Genomic DNA, 20705 nt, shown 5'->3' on the forward strand with positions numbered 1-20705 from the left:
GAACCGGCTTGGGAACGTTAAGTCGCGTCAGGCTAGAGGAAGGTTTTTAGCGACGCTGTAGGACGAATCCCAAAAGCAGGCGGAAAAATCGCCAAACGACCTGCGGTTCTGCAGCCATCGATCAGTCCTGGTTGCCTGAAGGTTCAATCGCACCTCGTTGCGACCCGGTGACGAAGCGTGCGCTCGCCATATGAATTTCCAGCCGTTCGGCCAGGCGTTCCATCGCCTGGCGCAATAGGTCTACCGCTTCGGCGAGTGACGAAACGGCGCCCGCCCGACAGGCGCTTTCCAGTGCATCGCAGGCCGCGATCAGCCGCTGTGCCTGGATAAGCCGTGCCCCGCCCTTGATCCGATGCGCCAGATCGGACAACCCGGGCAAGTCGTGACGCGAAAACAATGGCTGCAACCGAGCCTTGTCCAACGCATTGCTATCGATCAGCTCCTGCAACAACTTGCCGAGTGAAATCCTGTCGCCGCCCGTCAGTTGTTCCAGGCTGGTCAAATCGAAGTCGTCAGCGGCGGCGGCCGGCTCCACGGCGGAACCGGCCGTGATCAATACCAGGCAGGCATCCAGTTGCTTGAGGCTGATGGGTTTGAACAGGCAATCGTCCATGCCCGCCGCAAGACAACGGTCTCTTTCCTCGGGCTGGGCATTGGCCGTGAACCCGAGGATTTTCGTTGGCGACAAGCCTTGGACCCGCTCTTCGTTGCGAATGGCGCGCGCCAGTTCGTAGCCGCTCATCAGCGGCATGTTGCAGTCAGTGATGACCACATCGAAGTGCCCGGCGCGCCACACACGCAAACCCTCGGCGCCGTCTTCAGCTTCATGCGCAACGTGGCCCAGGTAATTCATCTGCTGGGACAACAACAAGCGGTTGGCCGGGTAGTCGTCAACCACCAGGACGTTGAGCACCTGGGCCGGCGCCAGCGTCTCGTCCTGGACCGCTGGCGCTTGGGTCACGGCTTCGAGCAACGGCAACTCCAGCAGGATTTCGACCTGCGTGCCCTGCCCCGGCACGCTACTGAGCCGCAGGCTGCCTCCCATCATTTCGCACAAGGTGCGACTGATGACCAACCCCAACCCGGAACCGCCGCGAGCAGCTTCGGTATTGTCGCCAACTTGGGTAAACGGGCTGAACAGCCGTCGCTGGTCCTGGGCGGATATTCCGGCGCCGGTGTCTTCGACCCGCAGGTGAATGTCCAGACGCTTGCCGTCACGCGTCGGTTCGGTTCTCAAGCCCAGGCGCACGCAGCCTTGGTCGGTGAACTTGATGGCATTGCTCAGAACGTTCGAGACAATCTGCTTGAAGCGCAGCGGGTCAATCGACACGTCATGATTGCTTGCCGCATCCAGGTCCAGTTGCAGACGCAGCTGTTTCTGCCGGGCCAGGCCTTCGAACATTCTCGCTACCGACTCGGTCAAGGCCCGCAGGTTGGCCCGCTCGGGCACCAGCGACAGCCGTCCCGATTCGATGCGAGCGATGTCGAGGATGTCGCCGATCAAATCCAACAAGCCTTGGGCAGCACTCGACGCAACTTCGAGGGCGGGCCGGTCCATGACGCCCCGATCGGCTTTTTTCAACGCCAGTTCCAGCATGCCGATCACGGCGTTCATCGGCGTGCGGATTTCATGGCTCATGATCGCCAGGAACGTGGTCTTGGCCCGGTTGGCATCGTCGGCGCTGGCCTTGGCCACGCGCAACTGCTCCAGCAGCCGCCGCAGGTAGATGACCCAGCCCAACGTCAACAACAACAGCAGCGCGGCGATGGCAAACCCTCGGACGATGGTGGTGCGGTTGCGCAGCCAGTAGCTGTCGTCGATCACCACTTCACTGCGCCAACGGTTGGTCAGCTCATCCATTTCCTCGGGGGAAATGCTCAGTAGCGCCTTGTCCAGGATTGAATACAGTTGCGGCGCGTCCCGGTTCGTTGCCAGGGCAACGCGCGCGGGCACCGTGCCCACGGTGCTGGTGACTTGCAGCGAGCCGCGATACTGGCGAGAAATCATATAGCGGGCGCTGATCAACGAATTGATCGCGCCATCCGCCGTGCCCGCAGCGACCATGGCCATGGCGTCGGCGGCGTTTTGCGCCGATACCAGTTGCACGCCGGGAAACTGCTCCAGCAGGTAGTCACGCAGTACGTTGCCTCGCACCAACGCCAGTCGCTTGCCAGCCATCCGATCCACCGTCAACGCGTCCCTGGCCTTGATGGGCACCACCAGCACGAACGGGTTCGTCAGGTACGGTCGGGTAAAACGCAACTCATCCTCGAGCTCGGAACTGGGGATGGCGGTCGCCAGCACGTCGGCCTTGCCGCTGGTGATCAGGCCGATCAGTGCGTCCACCGAGTCGCCACGCTGGATGTCGAATTTCAGGCCGGTACGCAGGCTGATCCTGGCCAGCACGTCGGCACCGATACCGCGCAGATGGCCCTGCTCGTCAAAAAAAGTCAGCGGCAGGAAATGTTCGCTGACCGCCACTTTGATCCGCGGATGTGCGTCGAGCCAACGCTGTTCATTGACACTGAAATGCACCGCTGGCTGACCCGCCACGCTCGCCCCGCCGGCGCTCCAACGCCGCAGGATACCCATGCGCTCGCCAACGGGAATGGCTTGCAGGGCGGCATTGACGATGCGCAACAGCCGCCCATTGTCGCGACTGACCGCGAAGGCGAAGGGTTGCACTTCCATGCGAGAAAAATCCACCAACTGGACGTTGTTCAGGTAGTTCTTGCTGATCAGGTAATGGGCGCTGATCGAATCTCCCAGGTAGACATCGGCCTGGCCAAACGCTACGGCGCCAATGGCGCTCAAGGTCGAGGGGAACAACTGCAAAGTGGCGTCGGGATAGAACGCCTCGACCTGGTCCGGTGGCAAGTAGTGATAAAGCATCGCTACCCGCTTGCCCGCCAGGTCCGTGGGCACATCCTCGCTGTCGTCGACGCGGGCCACCAGGGTGGGCAGGTCATCGGCGTAGGCTTGGGACATGACTAGCGCGGGATCGCTGGCCTCGAAGCCGTTGGCGGTGCCGAGCAGATCGATCTCCCCGTCGCGCAGCGCCTGGAGCGATGCGTCCCGTGACGCGTAGCGCCGCACTTGGATCTCGACATGCAGCAGCTGCCCCAGCAATTGGGCGTAATCAGCCGTCAATCCCTCATAATCCCGGTCATTTGCGGTGATACTGAACGGCGGATAATCCGGCGCCGAGGCACCCAGCAGCAACCGGCCCTTTTGCCGCAGCCAGCGCCGATCGGCCTCGTCCAGGGACACGGAATAGTCGCTCACGGTGGAACGCCCGAGCACGCGCAGCGACTCGGGTTCGGCACCCACCTGTGGCGCCACACATGCTAAGCCCAGCCATATCGCCGCCAGGCCTGTGCGCAGAAACAGCATCATTGGATCAGGGTTTCGCTTGGCGAAATCGGCCCGGAGCGCTACAGGCTAGCGACCGGCTGATAGGTTCGAACTGCCAAAGCGAGGGAACAGCGAACCGTCAACGTACCCGCCAGCCGAAACCAGGAGGCACGTTGAGAGTGTAGGAAGTTTCTGAGGAATTTCCCGGCGAGCGTGGGATTGGGACTATTTCGTTGCTGAGACCTACGCCATGGCCAGCTTCAAGTCGCCCACCGAATGCCCCTGCCCGCGATGGTTGCCATGCTCATAGAGAGAGCCGGCGATTTCATCGGCGCGCACCGGCAGGATCGACAACAAGGTGTCGCTCAGGCCATGGCTGGCCTGGCAGAAACCCTGCATGTAGATCGCGGCCTTGCAGCGCTCGTCGGTGATCAACTTGTAGTTGCGATCCACCTCGAAATCTCCCAGGTACGGCGCCAGCGGCTCGAGCAACGTACGGTGCATCTGCCGCTCGTAACCGGTGGCGAGCACCACCGCGTCATAGCGGCGCACCGTCAGTTCACCGGTGGCATTGTTGCGCACCGCCAGTTCCACGCCGGCGTCAGTGGCGGTGGCTTTCTCCACCGTAGTGAGGGTGCGGAAGGCGTGGCGCGCCACGCCCGATACCTTCTGCCGGTAGAAAATCCCGTAGATGCGTTCGATCAGGTCAATGTCCACCACTGAATAATTGGTGTTGTGGTACTCGTTGACCAAGCGCTCGCGCTCGCTATGGGGTTGCTGGAACACCAGGTCGGTGAATTCCGGGGAGAACACTTCGTTGACGAACGGGCTGTCGTCCGCCGGCTTGAGGGCCGAGCCGCGCAGGATCATGTCGACCTGCACCGACGGGAAGCTGTCGTTGAGGTCGATAAAGGCCTCCGCCGCGCTTTGCCCGCCGCCGATAATGGCGATGCTCATTGGCTGGCCGCTCACGCACGGTTGGGTCGCCATGCGCTCCAGGTATTGAGAATGGTGGAAGACCCGGGCGTCATTCTTGAAGCCTTTGAACGCTTCGGGAATACGCGGCGTGCCACCGGCACTGACCACCACCGAACGGGTGATGCGTACGAATTCCTCACCCTGGCCACTTCGGGAAATCACCCGCAGCGCTTCGACTTGCTGGTTGTGCAGCACCGGTTCGATGCGCAGCACTTCTTCGCCGTAGCGGCTTTGCCCGGCAAACTGCGCCGCGACCCAACGCAGGTAATCGTTGTACTCCATGCGGCACGGGTAGAAGGTTCCCAGGTTGATGAAATCAACCAGGCGGCCATGGTGCTTGAGGTAATTGACGAACGAATACGGGCTGGTGGGATTGCGCAGGGTCACCAGGTCCTTGAGGAACGAGATCTGCAACTCGCTCTGGGTCACCAGGGTGTTGCCATGCCAGCGATAGTCGGCCTGTTTGTCGAGGAACAGCACATCCAGCTCGCCCTGGACCGGGCCGCGCTCCTGGAGCGCAATGGCCAGCGCCAGGTTCGAGGGGCCGAAGCCGATGCCGATCAAGTCGTGAACGTTGGGCGCAGCAATTGCCTGAGTCATGTCCAGTGTCCTCTGGAGAAGCCCCTCAACAGGGCGCGAAAGCCTGGTGACTCGCCCGGCCCGCGTAAGGCCGTCAAGTCGTCTGTTGAGAGGAACGAGGACGGTGTGGGGAAATTTACCGCTGCGCGATCAGTGAAGGTGAATCAAGGCGCGTCCCACTGCCGCACGCGCACCCGACAATGCTTCATGGCGTTGACGATGTGCTTCTCCACCAACGCCCGGGAAATGCCCAGGCGCTCGGCGATCTGCGCATGGGACAAGCCTTCGAGCTTGCGCAGCAGGAAGCTCTCGCGACACAGCGGTGGCAACTCGGCCAGGGCCCGTTGCAGCATGCCCAGGCGCTGGCCGTGGTCGAGGCTGGTATGGGGCGATGGGGTGAAGAAGCGTTCCTCGCTGTCCAATACGTCGAGCGATTCGACCTGACGCAGTGTATTGCGCCGATGGCCGTCGATCACCAGGTTCAATGCGGTGCGATAAAGGAACGCCCGAGGTTGCTCGATGGGCGTATCACTGGCGCGCTCCAGTACCCGCACGTAGGCGTCATGCACCACATCCTCGGCCGCCTGGCGGTTGCCTAGCCTGGCGTTCAGGAAACACACCAGTTCGCGATAGTAGTTTTCCAACATGACTCCCGTGCGCAATGTCTGCGACAACTATCCCTGTGCCAACCGGCATGCCGAAAAATCGCACGGCACGATAGTGGCAGATTCAATAGCGTAATTTATAGTAATTCTCATATAGATTTAAAGCTTTGGTTTGTATCAAGGCGGCTTCGTTTATTTCGGTGACGCATCAGAACCCGTTTTTGTGGCGAGGGAGCTCAACTGTTACCCAGTATTTCCCCGCTAAATTCCCGCCCGGAACGCTCGTCTACCAGAACAGCCCCCCGTCCCTGCCCTTCCTGGGACGGACCCGACATCACCGGCCGGAACCCTGCATGAATCGTCCCCGCCTCACCCGACCCGCCTGGCTCCTGACCTTCGCCCTCTTGCCGGCCGTGGCTTTCGCTGCGTGGCAAGCGGTTGCGCCGAACCGTGCCCCCATGGCCACCGCCGCCGTCACCCGTGGCGATATCGAAAACAGCGTCACCGCCCTTGGCACCCTGCAACCAAGGCGTTACGTGGATGTGGGCGCTCAAGCATCCGGGCAGATCCAGAAGATCCATGTCGAAGCCGGTGACGAGGTCCACGAAGGCCAGCTATTGGTAGAAATCGACCCGTCCACGCAAAAAGCCAGGCTCGACGCCGGGCGCTTTTCCATTGAGAACCTCAAGGCCCAGCTCCAGGAACAGCGCGCCCAACACGACCTGGCACAGCAGAAATTCCGTCGCCAGCAGCAACTCAAGGCCGGCGGCGCCACTCGCGAAGAAGATGTGCAGACCGCCCATGCCGAAGTGCGGGCGACCCAGGCGCGCATCGACATGTTCCAGGCACAGATCCGCCAGGCCCAGGCCAGCTTGCGCAGCGACGAGGCCGAGTTGGGCTACACGCGCATCTATGCGCCGATGAGCGGCACCGTCGTCGCCATCGGTGCCCGGGAAGGCCAGACCCTCAACGCCCAGCAGCAAACCCCGCTGATCCTGCGCATTGCGCGGCTGTCGCCGATGACGGTCTGGGCCGAAGTTTCGGAAGCCGACATCGGCCACGTCAAGCCGGGCATGACCGCCTACTTCACGACATTGGCCGGTGGCAGCCGGCGCTGGAGCAGCACCGTGCGGCAGGTCCTACCGGTGCCGCCACGCCCGCTGGAAGCCAGCCAGGGCGGCGGCCCTACCGGTGGCCGCAGCGGCAGCGAACGGGTGGTGCTCTACACCGTGTTGCTGGACGTCGACAACGCCGACCGCGCGCTGATGACCGACATGACCGCCCAGGTATTTTTCGTCGCCGCCCAAGCCAAGGACGTGCTGACCGTGCCCATCGCCGCCTTGCAGGACGCCGGTCAGGTACGGGTGCTGGCCGACAATGGCGACGTCCAGCCGCGCACTGTTCGCACCGGCGTCAGCGACCGCCTGCGCACGCAAATTATCGAGGGTCTGAACGAAGGCGACCGGGTGCTGATCGGACCGGCCAGCGGCAGCGGGGGCTGAAATGGATACGCCCCTGATCGAACTGCGGGACATTCGCAAGGCCTACGGCGGCGGCGACAGCCCACGGGTGGAAGTCTTGCGTGGCATCGACTTGTCGATCCATGCGGGGGAGTTCCTGGCGATTGTCGGGGCGTCCGGCTCCGGTAAATCGACGCTGATGAATATCCTCGGCTGCCTCGACCGTCCCACCCGTGGCGAGTATCTTTTCGCCGGCGAAGACGTCGCCGGCCTGGGCAGCGACGAACTCGCCTGGCTGCGGCGCGAAGCGTTTGGCTTTGTGTTTCAGGGCTACCACCTGATCCCCTCCGGCAGCGCCCAGGAAAACGTCGAGATGCCGGCCATCTACGCCGGCACCTCGGCCGCCGAGCGCCACGCCCGGGCCAGCGCCCTGCTCGAACGCCTCGGCTTGGCAAGCCGCACCGGCAACCGTCCCCACCAGCTGTCCGGCGGGCAGCAACAGCGGGTATCGATTGCCCGGGCCTTGATGAACGGCGGGCACATCATCCTCGCCGACGAACCCACCGGCGCGCTCGACAGCCAGAGCGGGATCGAGGTCATGGCGCTACTCGACGAACTGGCGAGCCAGGGTCATGTGGTGATCCTGATCACCCACGATCGCGACGTGGCCGCGCGGGCCAAACGCATCATCGAAATCCGCGATGGGCTGATCATCAGCGACAGCGCCACCGCTTCGCCGACCGCCCCACAAGCCAATCCGAACGCGTTGCAAGCGGTGGACCTGCGCCAGCGCCTGAGCGCCGGCAGCGAGCACAACGGTGCCTGGAAAGGTGAGCTGATCGACGCGGTACAAGCGGCGTGGCGAGTGATGTGGATCAACCGCTTTCGCACCGCCCTGACCTTGCTCGGCATCGTCATCGGCGTGGCCTCGGTGGTGGTGATGCTGGCCGTGGGCGAAGGCAGCAAGCGCCAGGTCATGGCCCAGATGGGCGCCTTCGGCTCGAACATTATCTACCTCAACGGCACGGCACCCAATCCGCGCGCCACCAAGGGCATCATCAGCGAACACGACATTGCCGCCCTCGCCGCCCTGCCCGAAGTGCAGCGCATCATGCCGGTCAACGGCAACAACGCCAACGTGCGTTTCGGCAACCTCGACCACACCAGCTATGTGGGCGGCAACGACACCAACTTCCCGACCATTTTCAATTGGCCGGTGGCCCAGGGCAGTTACTTCAGCGAAGCCGACGAACGCAGCGCAGCAGCGGTAGCCGTGATCGGCTACAAGGTCCGGCAGAAGTTGCTCAAGGATGTCGTCGATCCCATCGGCCGTTACATCCTGATCGAAAACGTACCGTTCCAGGTCGTCGGCGTGCTGGCCGAAAAAGGCGCCAGCTCTGGCGACTCGGACGCCGACAATCGCATCGCGGTGCCCTATTCCGCCGCCAGCGTGCGCTTGTTCGGCACACGTCATCCGGAATACGTAGTGATCGCGGCGCGGGACGCCGGCAAGGTCAAGGAAGCCGAGGACGCCGTTTCCCGCACCCTGTTGCGCCTGCATGACGGCAAGCAGGATTTCGAGCTGACCAACAACGCCGCGATGATCCAGGCCGAGGCCCGCACCCAAGGCACGCTGTCGCTGATGCTCGGGGCCATTGCGGCGATTTCACTGCTGGTGGGCGGCATCGGCGTGATGAACATCATGCTCATGACGGTGCGCGAACGGACTCGGGAGATCGGCATCCGCATGGCCACCGGCGCCCGCCAGCGCGACATCCTGCGCCAGTTCCTGACTGAAGCGGTGATGCTCTCCGTGGTCGGTGGACTGGCTGGCATCGGCCTGGCCTTGCTGGTGGGCGGCGCATTGCTGCTGGGCAAGATCGCCGTGGCCTTCGAATGGCTGGCGGTGTTCGGCGCCTTCGGTTGCGCGCTGATCACTGGCGTCGTCTTCGGTTTCATGCCCGCCCGCAAGGCGGCTCGCCTCGACCCGGTCGCGGCCCTCACCAGTGAATGAACCCCACCCTATGAAAGCGCACCTGACCCTTCTGGCCGCCAGCCTGTTGCTGGCGGCCTGCGCCACTCCTGCGTCGGCACCGGACAGTGGCATCCAGCCGCCCCAGGCCTGGCAGAGCCTCGACACCCCTGGCAGCCGAGCGGATAACCAGCAATGGTGGACGCATTTCGGCAGTCCGCAACTCGATCAATTGATCGAACAGGCACGCTTGGGTAGCTTCGACTTGGCCGCGGCCATGGCCCGGGTGCGCCAGGCCCAGGCGAGCGCGGTGATCGCCGGCGCGCCGTTGCTGCCCGCGGTCACGGCCGGGCTCAACAGCAATCGCCAGGAATTGTTGCGCGGCAAAGGCTACAGCCAACTGGACGTCGACCGGGACAACCGCACCATCGACTACTACGACGCCAACCTCAGCGCCAGCTATGAGCTGGATTTCTGGGGCGGCAAGCGGGCGGCCCGGGACAGCGCGCAGAGCTCGCTGTCGGCCAGCCAGTTCGACCGGGCGACGGTGGAGCTGACCTTGCTCAGCGGCGTCGCCAACAGTTACACCCAAGCCTTATCGCTGCGCGAACAACAGCGCATCGCCGAACTGAACCTGGCCAACGCACAAAACGTCTTGAAGCTGGTGCAAACCCGCTACGACGCCGGCAGCGCCACGGCCCTGGAGCTGTCCCAGCAAAAAAGCCTGGTGGCAACCCAACAACGCCGCGTGCCGCAAGTGCAACAACAAGCCCGCGAAGCGTTGATCACCCTCGCGGCGTTGTTGGGCCAACCGGTGCAGTCGCTCCAGCTCGACGACGAACCGTTCGACCGCTTGCACTGGCCCGCCATCAATGCCGGCGTGCCCAGCGAGCTGCTGCGCCGCCGCCCCGACATCGCCGCCGCCGAAGCACGCCTCGCCGCCGCTCAGGCCGATATCACCGTGGCCCGCGCCGCCATGCTGCCCTCGGTCACCCTGGGCCTGAGCTTGGCCACTGGCGCCGACATCGCCGATCAATTGCTGCGCAACAACGTCTACAACCTCGGCGCCGGCCTGACCGCACCGATCTTCAACAACGGCCGCCTGCGGGCCGAACGGGACAGGGCCAGCGCCCGGCAAGAAGAATTGCTGGAAACCTATCGCGCCGCCATCGTCAACGGCTTCGCCGACGTCGAAAAAGCCCTGAACAGCATCAACGGATTGGATCAGCAACGGCAATGGCAGACCGAAGAACTGCACCAGGCCCAGACAGCCTTCGACATCGCCCAGAGCCGCTACCAGGCCGGCGCCGAAGACCTGCTCACCGTGCTCGAAACCCAACGTACGTTGTACGCTGCGCAGGACATGAACGTGCAACTGCGGTTGGCGCGGGTGCAGGCGAGCGTGGCGTTGTACAAGGCGTTGGGTGGGGGTTGGCGGGTGGCGCCGATCTAAAGCCGAGCACCACCGTGGCGAGGGAGCTTGCTCCCGCTGGGCTGCGTAGCAGCCCCAATGGCAAGCGCATCGGTGGGCCAGGTGTTTTGAGGCGGCTGGTTCTGGGGCCGCTGCGCAGCCCAGCGGGAGCAAGCTCCCTCGCCACGGGTAATTCGCCTCTTCAAAAATAGTGTTCGGCTCGGGCTCTGTTTATCGGACCATGTAGGACTCCCGATCGAGGCTACGTTGCCTTGCGTCATTGCCTACAACTACGCCAGAATCCGCCGGCTTGTGCGTCTGGCTCGTGGCTTTTACTGCATCCAATCGATCGTCAAAAACGAAGTCCATCCGAGCCCGAAGGCTTGGATGGAACTCGTCTAATACGCTAGTGACGATATTTTTACAATGTCATCACACCAAATCTCTCTTATCAACCGAGAGGCTCACGCACCTCGTCAACCTTCAAAAACCACAACTGGATTCTCGTTGCAAATAATATCTATCCACTCTTCAGTAACAATTGCCAAATGAAAAATCGGATCTTCTTCATAAATATCAAGCGAGTCGTTATTCAACCACGCCAAAAACTCTGAATTCTCAACTAAAAAGAATGAACTTTCGGCCTCTTCTGGCACCAACGGCAACGAGGAAAGTCTCATACTTTCGTTTGTTATACGCATAGCGGTAGGAAGTTCAGGGAAGTCCAAATAGAGGCATCTACCTGCCTCCCCCGCCTCTCTAAGGTGAATCCGCATACCGCTCCCATAGGAAATACGCTCAAAAGTCACTCTACCGGAAGTAGGTAAGCCTGGTACGTTCCAAGGTCGAAAAATTTGTGTATTCATATCAGCATCCATTAGTCGTAACTCTTATCGCCGGCTCGTTTGCCATCCGGTCGCTGTATTTCAATGGTTGGCCTATCATCTTCCAAACGACCTAACGGTTTTCCTTCGATTCGGTGCTGAGACAGCAGATCTGAGAATGAGGCCGCCTCGTGCTGCGTAGCCCCCATGCATCGAAGCAAGCTGGAAAAATGCTCCAGTTGACAGAAGTTCAGATCCAGCTTGCCATGTTCGCCGCGAGCCGAGAATGGTCAGGCGAATCCCATCAAGGTCGTATCGTTGCTCTCTTCCATCGGCGATGAAAGCCCAATTACCTACCTGACCTAGTTTTTCTGTGAAACGAAGCGGGCTCCTGATCCACCGATTTTACATGTAGGCATGTCAAACCTACACGCGCCATAGCGCCACCATTGAAAATGCTATCAAACAATGCCAGTTGGCCAACCTCAGAAAAACGCCTCGTCAATGTCATGGCCAATGAACTGGCATTTGATTTGAAAGACGCACGGCTGAGTTTTGCCCTGGGGATCCAGCAGATGGTTGAGCTGAGCGAGCTGCTGGCGAACCGCGTTCTGGACACCGCCGTACCGCGCTGACACCCTTCAGAGTCAAGCGACACCTGTGGCGAGGGAGCAAGCTCCCTCGCCACGGGTAATTCGTCTCTTCAAAAATAGTGTTCGGCTCGGGTTCTGTTTATCGGGCTATGTAGGACACCCGAGCGAGGCTACGTTGCCTTGCGTCATTGCCTACAACTACGCCAGAATCCGCCGGCTTGTGCGTATGGCTCGTGGCTTTTACTGTTTCCGGGTCGCTGATTTCAGCGATCGGGTTTGGTAGCCCGCGAGTCAACTAGGCGCAAGCGCCACCTCTTGAAGATGCTGTCTCGGCATCTGTCTCATGGTGGCCGTGCGCAGGGCGTCTTCGGGCGCGCCGGGTTCCTAGTGCTCCGGTCTACCAACCCGCGTGCGGCCGCCACCCAATCGTTTGGTAGCGATGGTGTCGGCTCCTGAAAATGAATACTAGGAGTTACACCATGTTCAAGATCACCCCCATTCCCCCCGAAGACGATTCCAGGAAACTCGACGAAGCCGCCGACCGCGCCCTCGCCTTTTACCTCGACCCCAAACCTGAAAAACCCAGTCCACCGCCGGGCCAGCTATTCACCGTGGCAGAAGGCGCGGACATGGAATGCCTGTTGGCCAACCTCAGCGAAACCCTCGCCTCGGTCAACGTTATGGCCAGCGAATTGGCGTTTGATTTGGAAGGCTCGCGACGGAGTTTCGCGCTGGCGATCCAGCAGATGATCGAACTCGGCGAGCTACTGGCAAACCGCGCCCTGGACATCGCCGCGCCGCGCTGACACTCAGAGAAAATCCCAAGCCAAGTGAACCCGTGGCGAGGGAGCTTGCTCCCGCTCGGGCGGGCTGGCGCTCCAGTGCGCAGCGACCGCAAAATCTTGGGGCCGCTGCGCAGCCCAGCGGGAGCAAGCTCCCTCGCCACGGGTAATTCGTCTCGTCAAAAATAGTGTTCGGCTTTGGTTCTGTTTATCGGGCCATGTAGGACTCCCGATCGAGGCTACGTTGCCTTGCGTCATTGCCTACAACTACGCCAGAATCCGCCGGCTTGTGCGTCTGGCCACCTGTCGATAACTTGTTTTCCGTCACTGCCCATCAGTGATCGGGTCTGCAAGCTCGACGAAATACCAGGCGCATAGCCACAAGCCAATCGACACATCCGTGTCGCTCAATGGCGGCTGTGTGCGGGAGACCTTCGGGTCTGCCGGGTTCCTGGTTTCCCGGTCTTGCAGACCTGCACATAGCTACCACCCATCATCTGCAAGTGATGTCTGGCAGCGCCTTGTAAATAACCAGGAGCTGCAGAATGTTCAAGATCACCCCCAATCCCCCGAAGACGATTCAAAAAAACTCAACGAAGCCGCCGACCGCGCCCTCGCCTTTTACCTCGATCCCAAACCTGAAACACCCAAGCCACCACCGAACCAGTTGTTCAGCGTGGCAGAAGGCGCGGACATGGAATGCTTGTTGGCCAACCTCAGCGAAACCCTCGCCTCGGTGAACGTCATGGCCAGCGAATTGGCGTTTGATTTGGAAGGCTCGCGACAGAGTTTCGCGCTGGCGATCCAGCAGATGATCGAACTCGGCGAGCTACTGGCAAACCGCGCCCTGGACATCGCCGCGCCGCGCTGAAACCTCACACTAACCTCAAGCCAAGTGACATTTTCGATCGTTCCCACGCTCCGCGTGGGAATGCCTCTACGGACGCTCTGCGTTCGGCTCTTGGGGACGCGGAGCGTCCCTGGCTGCATTCCCACGCAGAGCGTGGGAACGATCAGTCCAGACAGAAAGAGTTAAACCGGCTTGGACTTCAGATTACGCGCATACCACGGCCGTTGCGGCACGCGGCGGAACAGTTGGGACAGCTTGTCATCGTCGCTGCCAAACGTGATGCGCAACGCCAGTTTCATGGTTTCCGGGTCCATCTCTACCGAGCGTCCGCTCTGCAACCCCGGCGTGGTGCTGCAACCGTGGGTGTCCGGTCCCAGCCAGGGGTCGGCGATTTCGACCCAGCGACCGGGCGCGAACCAAGGCACGCCGCTGACCTCGAGCCGGCTCACTTCGCCCGGATGGAAGCGCTCGTGGGCGCGGTACCAATCTTCGAGGCGATCGTCGATCCAACCATGGAAAGCCCAGAACACCGGGCTTACATGGGAGGAAAACGGGTCACCGAGAAAGTCGTTTTCCGGTTCGAACCAACGCTGGGCGAAGTCCGCCGGATCGCGGGCGAACGGCACCGGGTGGCCGTTGGACGGGTCACGCGGCACCGAGGCCCAGCGCATGTGCAGCCAGTCGTGCAGGCCCAGTTCCACTTCCGAACCGAACTGGCCCAAGGTCAATTTCGACAGGTAGCGCGGGTCGCGATAGCGCGATTCCCAGACCTGGAAATTACTGTGATAGGTCTCGGCGGTCTTGATGTCGCTGACCCACTGGGCGTACTGCTCATCGCCACGGGCCAGCCAGGTCGGCGGCAGCGCCGTGCCATCGACGTTGTCGAAATACCGGGCAAACCCGAGGCGATCACGTTCCAGCTCCGGTTGCGGCAACGGAAAGCGTGGCCACGCCGGTAGCGGTTGGAACGAACGGGCCGTGCCGAGCATGTGCCGGTGCATGAAAAAGAAGTCCACGCCCGAGCCATTGCGGTCCTTACGCTTGCCGCGAGCGTCACGTTCCTGACCTCTCGGGCCGGGCTGCCAGCCGATGCCACGCAAGGCATCACGCTTGTCTTCGTCCAGGGTGTGCCATTTGTCCCGCGAGGCATGCCAGAGCTGATGGAACAGCCGGTGCTCGGGTGACACCAGCCAGGCCAGCAACGCCGGGCTCAGCGGTATGCGCTCCCGGGCTTCGGGGAAACGCTGCTTGACCGCAACAAACTGATGATCGAGTTCGGGCAACCCCAACGGACGATCCAGGCGCAACACCCGCCCGCTGAGCGTGGCCGTGCCGGCATTGCCAAAGCCGGCCCAGACTTCGTCCAGGGTCATGATGAATTCGTAATCCGGCGCGTCATGCTCGGCGCCGATCAATCGCCAGCTCAGCTGCTTCGGATCGCTGCCGGCCAGGTCGCCCAATACGCGGTAGCGCGGTTCGTCCCCGGCGCGCAGGCGCTCGGCGGTGTCGAGGCAACCCACCAGGCCACGGCCCTTGTGGGCAATGTCGAGAAACACCTGCAGGCCATCGTCCGGCAGCCCGTCGAGCCCGGCATCGCGTCCGGTAAAACGGATCGTCCAGATGCCGCGCAGCGTGTTGGCACGGCGTTGACCCGCCACGTCCGCCACCTCGAACGAAGCCTCGCCGGGCGTGATGGTCGGGTCCGGCCGGGTCAGTTCACGGTGCCCGTAATACACCGCAGGCACGGCGGCACCGGTCAGCGCCAGGCCTGCCATGAACCATCGTCGAGAAATCGTCATTGCCTTACCTGTGTTCACCCTGGGGCGGGCTTTATCCAAGCTAGAACGTTGGCTGAGCGGACAAATTTAAGGCAAGAGAACCGCTCGGCTGCTGACGATGGCGATGATGCAGGCCCCTAAATTTCCCGCCCTACCGCTCGTTCCCCCCAGATAGCAAAGGCCCTCGAGCCTGTTCTTCCAAGGCGAACCAGACTGAGATCGGCAATGACAACACCTCGTTCGAAAAAGGCTCTGTTCATCGGCGTACCCCTGGCCCTGGCGCTGGTCGTCGGTGGCGGGCTCGCGGCCTGGGACCATTGGTGGCGGGACAATCCCGGCTACCCGGTCAAAGTGATGAAAGAGGCCAGGGAGTTGCACGAACGCCTGCTGTCCTTCGACAGCCACATCACCGTGCCGCTGGATTTCGGCACCGCCGGCAATGAAGCCGACAAGGACGGCAGCGGCCAGTTCGACCTGGTGAAAGCCAATCGTGGCCACTTGTCTGGCGCGGCCCTGACCATCTTCGGCTGGCCCGAGCTGTGGAACGGCCCCAACGCGCCGCACAAGCCCACCGCAGGCTTCGTCGAGGAGGCGCGCAACCAGCAGGAAGTGCGTTACAAAATCATCACCGGCATGGTTCGGGACTTTCCCAACCAGGTCGCCATCGCCTACACCCCGGATGACTTCCGACGCCTGCACGGCGAAGGCAAGTTCGCGATCTTCATCAGCATGCTCAACGCCTATCCACTGGGCAACGACCTGAGCCTGCTCGACCTGTGGACGGCGCGGGGCATGCGCATGTTCGGCTTCAGCTACATCGGCAATAACGATTGGGCCGATTCTTCGCGGCCGCTGCCGTTCTTCAATGATTCGCCGGACGCCCTCGGCGGTCTCTCCGACATTGGCAAGCAAGCGGTGAAACGCCTGAACGACCTGGGGGTGATCATCGACGTGTCGCAGATGTCGACCCCGGCCCTTGAGCAAGTCGCGCAACTGAGCCGTACGCCATTGGTGGCCTCCCATTCGGCGCCACGGGCGATGGTCGACATCCCGCGCAACCTCAGCGACAAGGAAATGCAGCTGATCAAGGCCAGCGGCGGCGTGGTGCAAATTGTCGGTTTTTCCCAATACCTGCGCCCGCTGACGCAAAAGACCCAGGACAAACTCAACACCCTGCGCGCACGCTTCGATCTGCCGCCATTGCCCAACCTGGCGATGGCGCTGATGCCGGGCGACCCGATCATTGCCGCATGGCCGGAACAGAAGTTCGGCGAGTACGCCGGCCAGCTCTACGGCATCCTCGAGGAGGAACCCAAGGCCAGCCTCAAGGACCTGGGCGATGCCATCGACTACACCGTGCGCAAGATCGGCATCGACCACGTCGGCATCAGCTCGGACTTCAACGAAGGCGGCGGCGTGAAGGGCTGGGAGAACGTCGGCGACATCCGCAACGTCACCGCCGAACTGCTGACGCGTGGCTACTCCGAGGCCGACATCGCCAAGCTGTGGGGCGGCAACTTCCTGCGGGTCTGGGATCAGGTCCAGAAAGCCGCCCGCCCCGCCATCGCCTCGACCCAGAAGGTCGGCCAGCCATGAACGAACGCCGCACGTTTCTCAAGCAAGCCGGGATTCTCGCCGCTGGCTTGCCCTTAGCCGCCAGCCTGCCATCCACTGCCGTTGCCGATCCATTGCCGCCGCTGTCCCGGGACAAATGGGCGCAGTTGCGCTCGTTGTTCAACCAGGACCCGGACTACCTGCACTTCTCCAACTTCCTGATCACCACCCACCCGCGCCCCGTGCGCGAGGCCATCGAACGGCACCGTGCCGCGCTGGATAAAAACCCGGGGCTGTTGATGGACTGGGACTTGGGCGTCACTCAAGAGCGTGAGGAAAACGTACGGACCTGGGCCGGCCGCTACCTGCAAGCGACCCCAAAACAGATCGCCCTGACCGGCAGCACCACCGAAGGCCTGGCAATGATTTACGGCGGCGTCCATGTACGGCCCGATCAGGAAATCCTCACCACCGCCCATGAACACTACGCCACCCACACCATTCTCGATTTGCGCAAGCAACGGGAAGGCACCCGGGTGCGCAAGATCAAACTGTTCGAAAACGCCCACAGCGCCAGCCATGAGGAAATCCTCGCGGCCATCGACCGCAACATTCGCCCTGAAACCCGCGTATTGGGCATGACCTGGGTGCATTCGGGCAGCGGCGTGAAGCTGCCGATCGGCAAGATCGGCGCCCTGGTGGACAAGCACAACCAGGGCCGCAGCGATGAACAGCGAATCATTTATGTGGTGGACGGCGTGCACGGTTTCGGCGTCGAGGACCTGGATTTTCCGGCGATGAATTGCGATTTCTTCATCGCCGGCACCCACAAATGGATGTTCGGTCCGCGCGGTACCGGCGTGGTGTGCAGCCGCAGCGAAGAGGTCAGGTACGTCACGCCGATCATCCCGACCTTCTCCGAGGCCACGGCGTTTTCCACCACCATGACGCCTGGCGGTTACCACGCCTTCGAACATCGCTGGGCGGCGGACGAGGCCTTCAAGTTGCACCTGCAACTGGGTAAGGCCGAGGTGCAGGCGCGCATCCGCGCCCTCAACAGCTACTTGAAAAAACAACTGCTGGCACTGCCGCAGATCGAACTGGTCACGCCGCTGAGCCCCGAGCTGTCGGCGGGCTTCACCTTCTTCCGCGTCAAGGAGCGCAAGAGCGACGAAATCGCTGCCTACCTGATGCAGAACCGCGTGATTGCCGACGCCGTGCATCGCGATGCGGGGCCGGTGGTGCGCACCGCGCCGGGGCTGCTCAACAGCGAAGCCGAGATCGATCGCTTCATGACCTTGCTGGGCAAGACACTCTGAACCTGACTTATCGAGAGAGACGGATGAACAGTTTTTCGTTGAAGCTACTCCCGACACTGGCCCTCGCCGCCCTGCTGCCCTTCGGCGCCCAGGCCGCGCAACCGGGCCAGGTCTTTCGCGACTGCAAGGATTGCCCGGAAATGGTCGTGCTGCCCACTGGGACCTTCCAGATGGGCACCCCGGAAGACGAAGTGGGACGCGAGCCCGACGAGGGGCCGATGCATCCGGTGACGTTCGCCAAGCCGCTGGCGATCAGCCGCTTCCAAGTGCTTAAAGGCGAGTGGTTCGCTTTCCTTCAAGAAAGCGGCTACGTGATGCCCGATGGCGATAAGCGTCCCGGTCGCGCCTGCAAGGCCGGCGTCCCGGATTACCAGGGCAGCGACCCGCGCAAGCAGTACACCGACCGACACCCGGCGGTGTGCATGGACTTCGCCGAGGCCAATGCCTACGTGGCGTGGTTGTCGAAAAAGACCGGCAAGCAGTACCGGTTGGTCAGCGAGTCCCTGCGCGAATACGCGGCACGCGGCGGCAGCACCGGCCCGTTCCCCTTCCCCTTCGACGAAGGCAAGGACTACAGCATCGCTCAGCACGCCAACACCTATGGCGCGGCCGACGGCTACAACTTCACCGCCCCGGCCGGCAGCTTCGCGCCCAACGCCTTCGGGGTGTACGACATGCACGGCAACGTCTACGAATGGACCGCCGATTGCTTCAACGAGAACTACGCCGGCGCTCCAAGCGATGGCAGCGCCGCGCTGACAGGCAACTGCAAGATACGGCGCATTCGTGGCAACGATTGGGGCGAAGCGCCGGTGTTTTCCCGTTCGGGCAACCGCAATGCGGTGTATGCCGACGCACGCGGCGATTGGCTGGGGTTCCGGGTCGCCCGGGATATGTAAGCCGTGCCTACCCGCCTAGCGCCACTTAGCCCGTGCCTTGAACCATTGCCATCACCGGCCCAGAAAAGGGAACTCCCATGATCTCGAACTCCCGCGGTGCCCTGCGTGAAGTGCTCAGCCTGCTCAAGCCGTTCCGGCTGATTGTCGTAGGCTCCATCCTCTTGGGCATGCTGGGCGGACTGAGCATCACCGCCCTGCTGGCAACCATCAACGACGCCTTGAACGCCGACGCCGGGCCGACGCCCCAGGTGTTGGCAACCTTCGCCGGCCTGTGCGTGGCGGCGCTGCTGACGTCGATTCTGTCGGACATCGGCACCAATCACGTCGGCCAGAACATCATCGCCAGCCTGCGCAAATCCCTCGGCCAGAAAGTCCTGCTGGCGCCCATCGAGCAGATCGAGCGATTCCGCAGTCATCGGCTCATCCCGATACTGACCCACGACGTCAACATGGTCAGCAACTTCGCGTTTTCCTTTGCGCCACTGGCCATCGCCTTCACCGTCACCCTTGGTTGCCTGGGCTACCTGGCTTACCTGTCGTTACCGATGTTTGCGCTGTTGCTGGTCGCGCTGGTGATCGGCACTGTCATCCAATACGTGGCGCGGGCCCGTGGCATCCGGGGGTTCGAAGCGGCCCGCGAGGCCGAAGACGCCTTGCAAAAGCACTACAGCGCAATCGCCGCCGGCGCCAAGGAATTGCGCATCCATCGCCCACGCCGCCAGCGCATGTTCAGCCAGCGTATCGAAGCCACCGCCGACCAGATCTGCGACACCAACATCCGCTCGGTCAACACTTTCGTGATCGCCAAGACCTTCGGCTCGATGCTGTTTTTCGTGGTCATCGGCTTGGTCCTGGCCTTGCAGTCGCTGTGGTTGGGCACTGACAAAGCGGTGCTCAGCGGCTTCGTGCTGGTGTTGTTGTACATGAAGGGGCCGCTGGAATACCTGGTGATGACCCTGCCGGTGATCAGCCGCGCCAACATTGCCTTCAAGCGCATCGCCGAGCTGGCCGAGCAATTCTCTTCGCCGGAGCCGCACCTGCTGCTCAACGACAAGAGCGTCCCAAAGCCTGCGCTCCAGCAGCTGGAATTGCGTGACGTGCATTACGCCTTCCCAGCGGTCGATGGCAGCCAGGCCTTCGCCCTCGGACCGATCAACTTGTCCATCGCCCAGGGCGAGATTGTGTTCATCGTCGGCGAGAACGGTGGAGGCAAGACCACGCTGATCAAATTGCTGCTGGGGCTTTATTCGCCCCAGGGCGGCGAGATCCTCCTGGACGGCAAACCGGTACTGGCTGCCGGCCGCGACGATTACCGCCAATTGTTCACGACGATTTTCGCCGACTACTACCTGTTCGATGAACTGGTGCAAGGCGATCAACAGGTGCCTGAAGACGCCAACCGCTACCTGCAGCGCCTGGAGATCGCCCATAAGGTCAGCATTCACGACGGCGTGTTCAGCACCACCGATCTTTCCACCGGACAGCGCAAGCGCCTGGCCCTGCTCAACGCCTGGCTGGAAGAGCGCCCGGTATTGGTCTTCGACGAATGGGCCGCCGACCAGGACCCGGTGTTCCGGCGGGTTTTCTACACCGAGCTGCTGCCGGAGCTGAAGGCCCTGGGCAAAACCATCATCGTCATTTCCCACGATGACCGTTACTTCGACATCGCAGACCAACTGGTCCGGATGCAGGCCGGCCAGGTCATCAGTGAAAAGACCCCGGCAGCCTTCGCCTGAACCTGCCGAC

General features: G+C 62.1%; 15 protein-coding genes. 10 read left to right on the forward strand and 5 right to left on the reverse strand.

Annotated elements, in window-relative coordinates; genetic code table 11:
* Nucleotides 1–121: 121 nt before the first annotated feature.
* The 3 genes from HU762_RS20105 to HU762_RS20115 all read right to left on the reverse strand — a co-directional run bounded on the left by HU762_RS20105 (nt 122) and on the right by HU762_RS20115 (nt 5559).
* A complete protein-coding gene (locus HU762_RS20105) occupies nt 122–3397 on the reverse strand; it encodes a transporter substrate-binding domain-containing protein (protein WP_186639957.1) in 3276 nt (1091 codons plus the stop codon).
* A 201-nt stretch (nt 3398–3598) separates the two neighbouring features.
* Nucleotides 3599–4933, reverse strand: coding sequence for a SidA/IucD/PvdA family monooxygenase (locus HU762_RS20110; protein WP_186639959.1), 1335 nt, complete (start codon nt 4931–4933; stop codon nt 3599–3601).
* Nucleotides 4934–5076: 143 nt separating this feature from the next.
* On the reverse strand, nt 5077–5559 hold the full coding sequence (locus tag HU762_RS20115) for a sigma-70 family RNA polymerase sigma factor (RefSeq protein WP_186614792.1): 483 nt from the start codon (nt 5557–5559) through the stop codon (nt 5077–5079).
* 311 nt (nt 5560–5870) lie between these two features.
* Here HU762_RS20115 and HU762_RS20120 point away from each other — a divergent pair, with 311 nt between their 5' ends.
* Genes HU762_RS20120 through HU762_RS20130 form a run of 3 tightly spaced genes read left to right on the forward strand, consistent with a single transcriptional unit; the run spans nt 5871 to nt 10402 of the window.
* On the forward strand, nt 5871–7019 hold the full coding sequence (locus HU762_RS20120; protein ID WP_186639961.1) for an efflux RND transporter periplasmic adaptor subunit: 1149 nt from the start codon (nt 5871–5873) through the stop codon (nt 7017–7019).
* A 1-nt stretch (nt 7020) separates the two neighbouring features.
* Nucleotides 7021–8991, forward strand: a complete 1971-nt coding sequence (locus HU762_RS20125) for a MacB family efflux pump subunit (protein WP_186639963.1) — start codon at nt 7021–7023, stop codon at nt 8989–8991.
* A gap of 10 nt (nt 8992–9001) precedes the next feature.
* The gene (locus HU762_RS20130; protein ID WP_186639965.1) at nt 9002–10402 is read left to right on the forward strand and encodes an efflux transporter outer membrane subunit; all 1401 of its coding nucleotides are present in this window, start codon (nt 9002–9004) and stop codon (nt 10400–10402) included.
* A 434-nt stretch (nt 10403–10836) separates the two neighbouring features.
* Here the strand turns inward: HU762_RS20130 and HU762_RS20135 are convergent, their stop codons facing one another.
* The gene (locus HU762_RS20135; RefSeq protein WP_186639966.1) at nt 10837–11226 is read right to left on the reverse strand and encodes a hypothetical protein; all 390 of its coding nucleotides are present in this window, start codon (nt 11224–11226) and stop codon (nt 10837–10839) included.
* A 467-nt stretch (nt 11227–11693) separates the two neighbouring features.
* On the opposite strand from HU762_RS20135, the gene HU762_RS26930 reads away from it, so the two are divergent.
* From HU762_RS26930 to HU762_RS20145, 3 genes are all read left to right on the forward strand, one after another.
* Nucleotides 11694–11819: a hypothetical protein gene (locus HU762_RS26930; RefSeq protein ID WP_272976258.1), complete on the forward strand. Its 126-nt coding sequence runs from the start codon at nt 11694–11696 to the stop codon at nt 11817–11819.
* A 437-nt stretch (nt 11820–12256) separates the two neighbouring features.
* Nucleotides 12257–12583 carry a DUF6124 family protein gene (locus HU762_RS20140; RefSeq protein ID WP_186639968.1) on the forward strand — a complete coding sequence of 109 codons (327 nt, stop codon included), beginning with the start codon at nt 12257–12259 and terminating at the stop codon, nt 12581–12583.
* 376 nt (nt 12584–12959) lie between these two features.
* Nucleotides 12960–13430 (forward strand): DUF6124 family protein, encoded by a 471-nt coding sequence (locus HU762_RS20145; protein WP_346656877.1) that lies wholly within the window; start codon nt 12960–12962, stop codon nt 13428–13430.
* 161 nt (nt 13431–13591) lie between these two features.
* Here HU762_RS20145 and HU762_RS20150 read toward each other — a convergent pair whose 3' ends face one another.
* Nucleotides 13592–15208, reverse strand: a complete 1617-nt coding sequence (locus tag HU762_RS20150; protein WP_186639970.1) for a PvdJ/PvdD/PvdP-like protein — start codon at nt 15206–15208, stop codon at nt 13592–13594.
* A gap of 204 nt (nt 15209–15412) precedes the next feature.
* Between HU762_RS20150 and pvdM the strand changes: the two genes are divergently transcribed.
* The 4 genes from pvdM (at nt 15413) to HU762_RS20170 (ending at nt 20695) form a co-directional block, all read left to right on the forward strand.
* The gene (gene pvdM, locus HU762_RS20155) at nt 15413–16783 is read left to right on the forward strand and encodes a pyoverdine-tailoring dipeptidase-like protein PvdM (RefSeq protein ID WP_186639972.1); all 1371 of its coding nucleotides are present in this window, start codon (nt 15413–15415) and stop codon (nt 16781–16783) included.
* Nucleotides 16780–18060, forward strand: a complete 1281-nt coding sequence (locus HU762_RS20160; protein WP_186639974.1) for an aminotransferase class V-fold PLP-dependent enzyme — start codon at nt 16780–16782, stop codon at nt 18058–18060. Before pvdM ends, HU762_RS20160 begins: the two co-directional genes overlap by 4 nt.
* A 23-nt stretch (nt 18061–18083) precedes the next feature.
* A complete protein-coding gene (locus tag HU762_RS20165; protein ID WP_186639976.1) occupies nt 18084–18959 on the forward strand; it encodes a formylglycine-generating enzyme family protein in 876 nt (291 codons plus the stop codon).
* A gap of 77 nt (nt 18960–19036) precedes the next feature.
* On the forward strand, nt 19037–20695 hold the full coding sequence (locus tag HU762_RS20170; protein ID WP_186639978.1) for a cyclic peptide export ABC transporter: 1659 nt from the start codon (nt 19037–19039) through the stop codon (nt 20693–20695).
* The last annotated feature ends 10 nt before the right edge of the window (nt 20696–20705 follow it).

The organism is Pseudomonas sp. SWRI92 (genome assembly GCF_014268685.1).
Lineage (GTDB): Bacteria > Pseudomonadota > Gammaproteobacteria > Pseudomonadales > Pseudomonadaceae > Aquipseudomonas > Aquipseudomonas marvdashtae.

Excerpts from the sequence above, each read along its gene's own strand:
- HU762_RS20140 (WP_186639968.1), top strand. The coding sequence starts at position 12,257 with ATGTTCAAGATCACCCCCATTCCCCCCGAAGACGATTCCAGGAAACTC.
- HU762_RS20165 (WP_186639976.1), top strand. The coding sequence starts at position 18,084 with ATGAACAGTTTTTCGTTGAAGCTACTCCCGACACTGGCCCTCGCCGCC.
- HU762_RS20110 (WP_186639959.1), bottom strand. The coding sequence starts at position 4,933 with ATGACTCAGGCAATTGCTGCGCCCAACGTTCACGACTTGATCGGCATC.
- HU762_RS20115 (WP_186614792.1), bottom strand. The coding sequence starts at position 5,559 with ATGTTGGAAAACTACTATCGCGAACTGGTGTGTTTCCTGAACGCCAGG.
- HU762_RS20160 (WP_186639974.1), top strand. The coding sequence starts at position 16,780 with ATGAACGAACGCCGCACGTTTCTCAAGCAAGCCGGGATTCTCGCCGCT.
- HU762_RS20120 (WP_186639961.1), top strand. The coding sequence starts at position 5,871 with ATGAATCGTCCCCGCCTCACCCGACCCGCCTGGCTCCTGACCTTCGCC.
- HU762_RS20150 (WP_186639970.1), bottom strand. The coding sequence starts at position 15,208 with ATGACGATTTCTCGACGATGGTTCATGGCAGGCCTGGCGCTGACCGGT.
- HU762_RS26930 (WP_272976258.1), top strand. The coding sequence starts at position 11,694 with ATGGCCAATGAACTGGCATTTGATTTGAAAGACGCACGGCTGAGTTTT.
- HU762_RS20135 (WP_186639966.1), bottom strand. The coding sequence starts at position 11,226 with ATGAATACACAAATTTTTCGACCTTGGAACGTACCAGGCTTACCTACT.
- HU762_RS20105 (WP_186639957.1), bottom strand. The coding sequence starts at position 3,397 with ATGATGCTGTTTCTGCGCACAGGCCTGGCGGCGATATGGCTGGGCTTA.
- HU762_RS20130 (WP_186639965.1), top strand. The coding sequence starts at position 9,002 with ATGAAAGCGCACCTGACCCTTCTGGCCGCCAGCCTGTTGCTGGCGGCC.
- HU762_RS20125 (WP_186639963.1), top strand. The coding sequence starts at position 7,021 with ATGGATACGCCCCTGATCGAACTGCGGGACATTCGCAAGGCCTACGGC.
- pvdM (WP_186639972.1), top strand. The coding sequence starts at position 15,413 with ATGACAACACCTCGTTCGAAAAAGGCTCTGTTCATCGGCGTACCCCTG.
- HU762_RS20170 (WP_186639978.1), top strand. The coding sequence starts at position 19,037 with ATGATCTCGAACTCCCGCGGTGCCCTGCGTGAAGTGCTCAGCCTGCTC.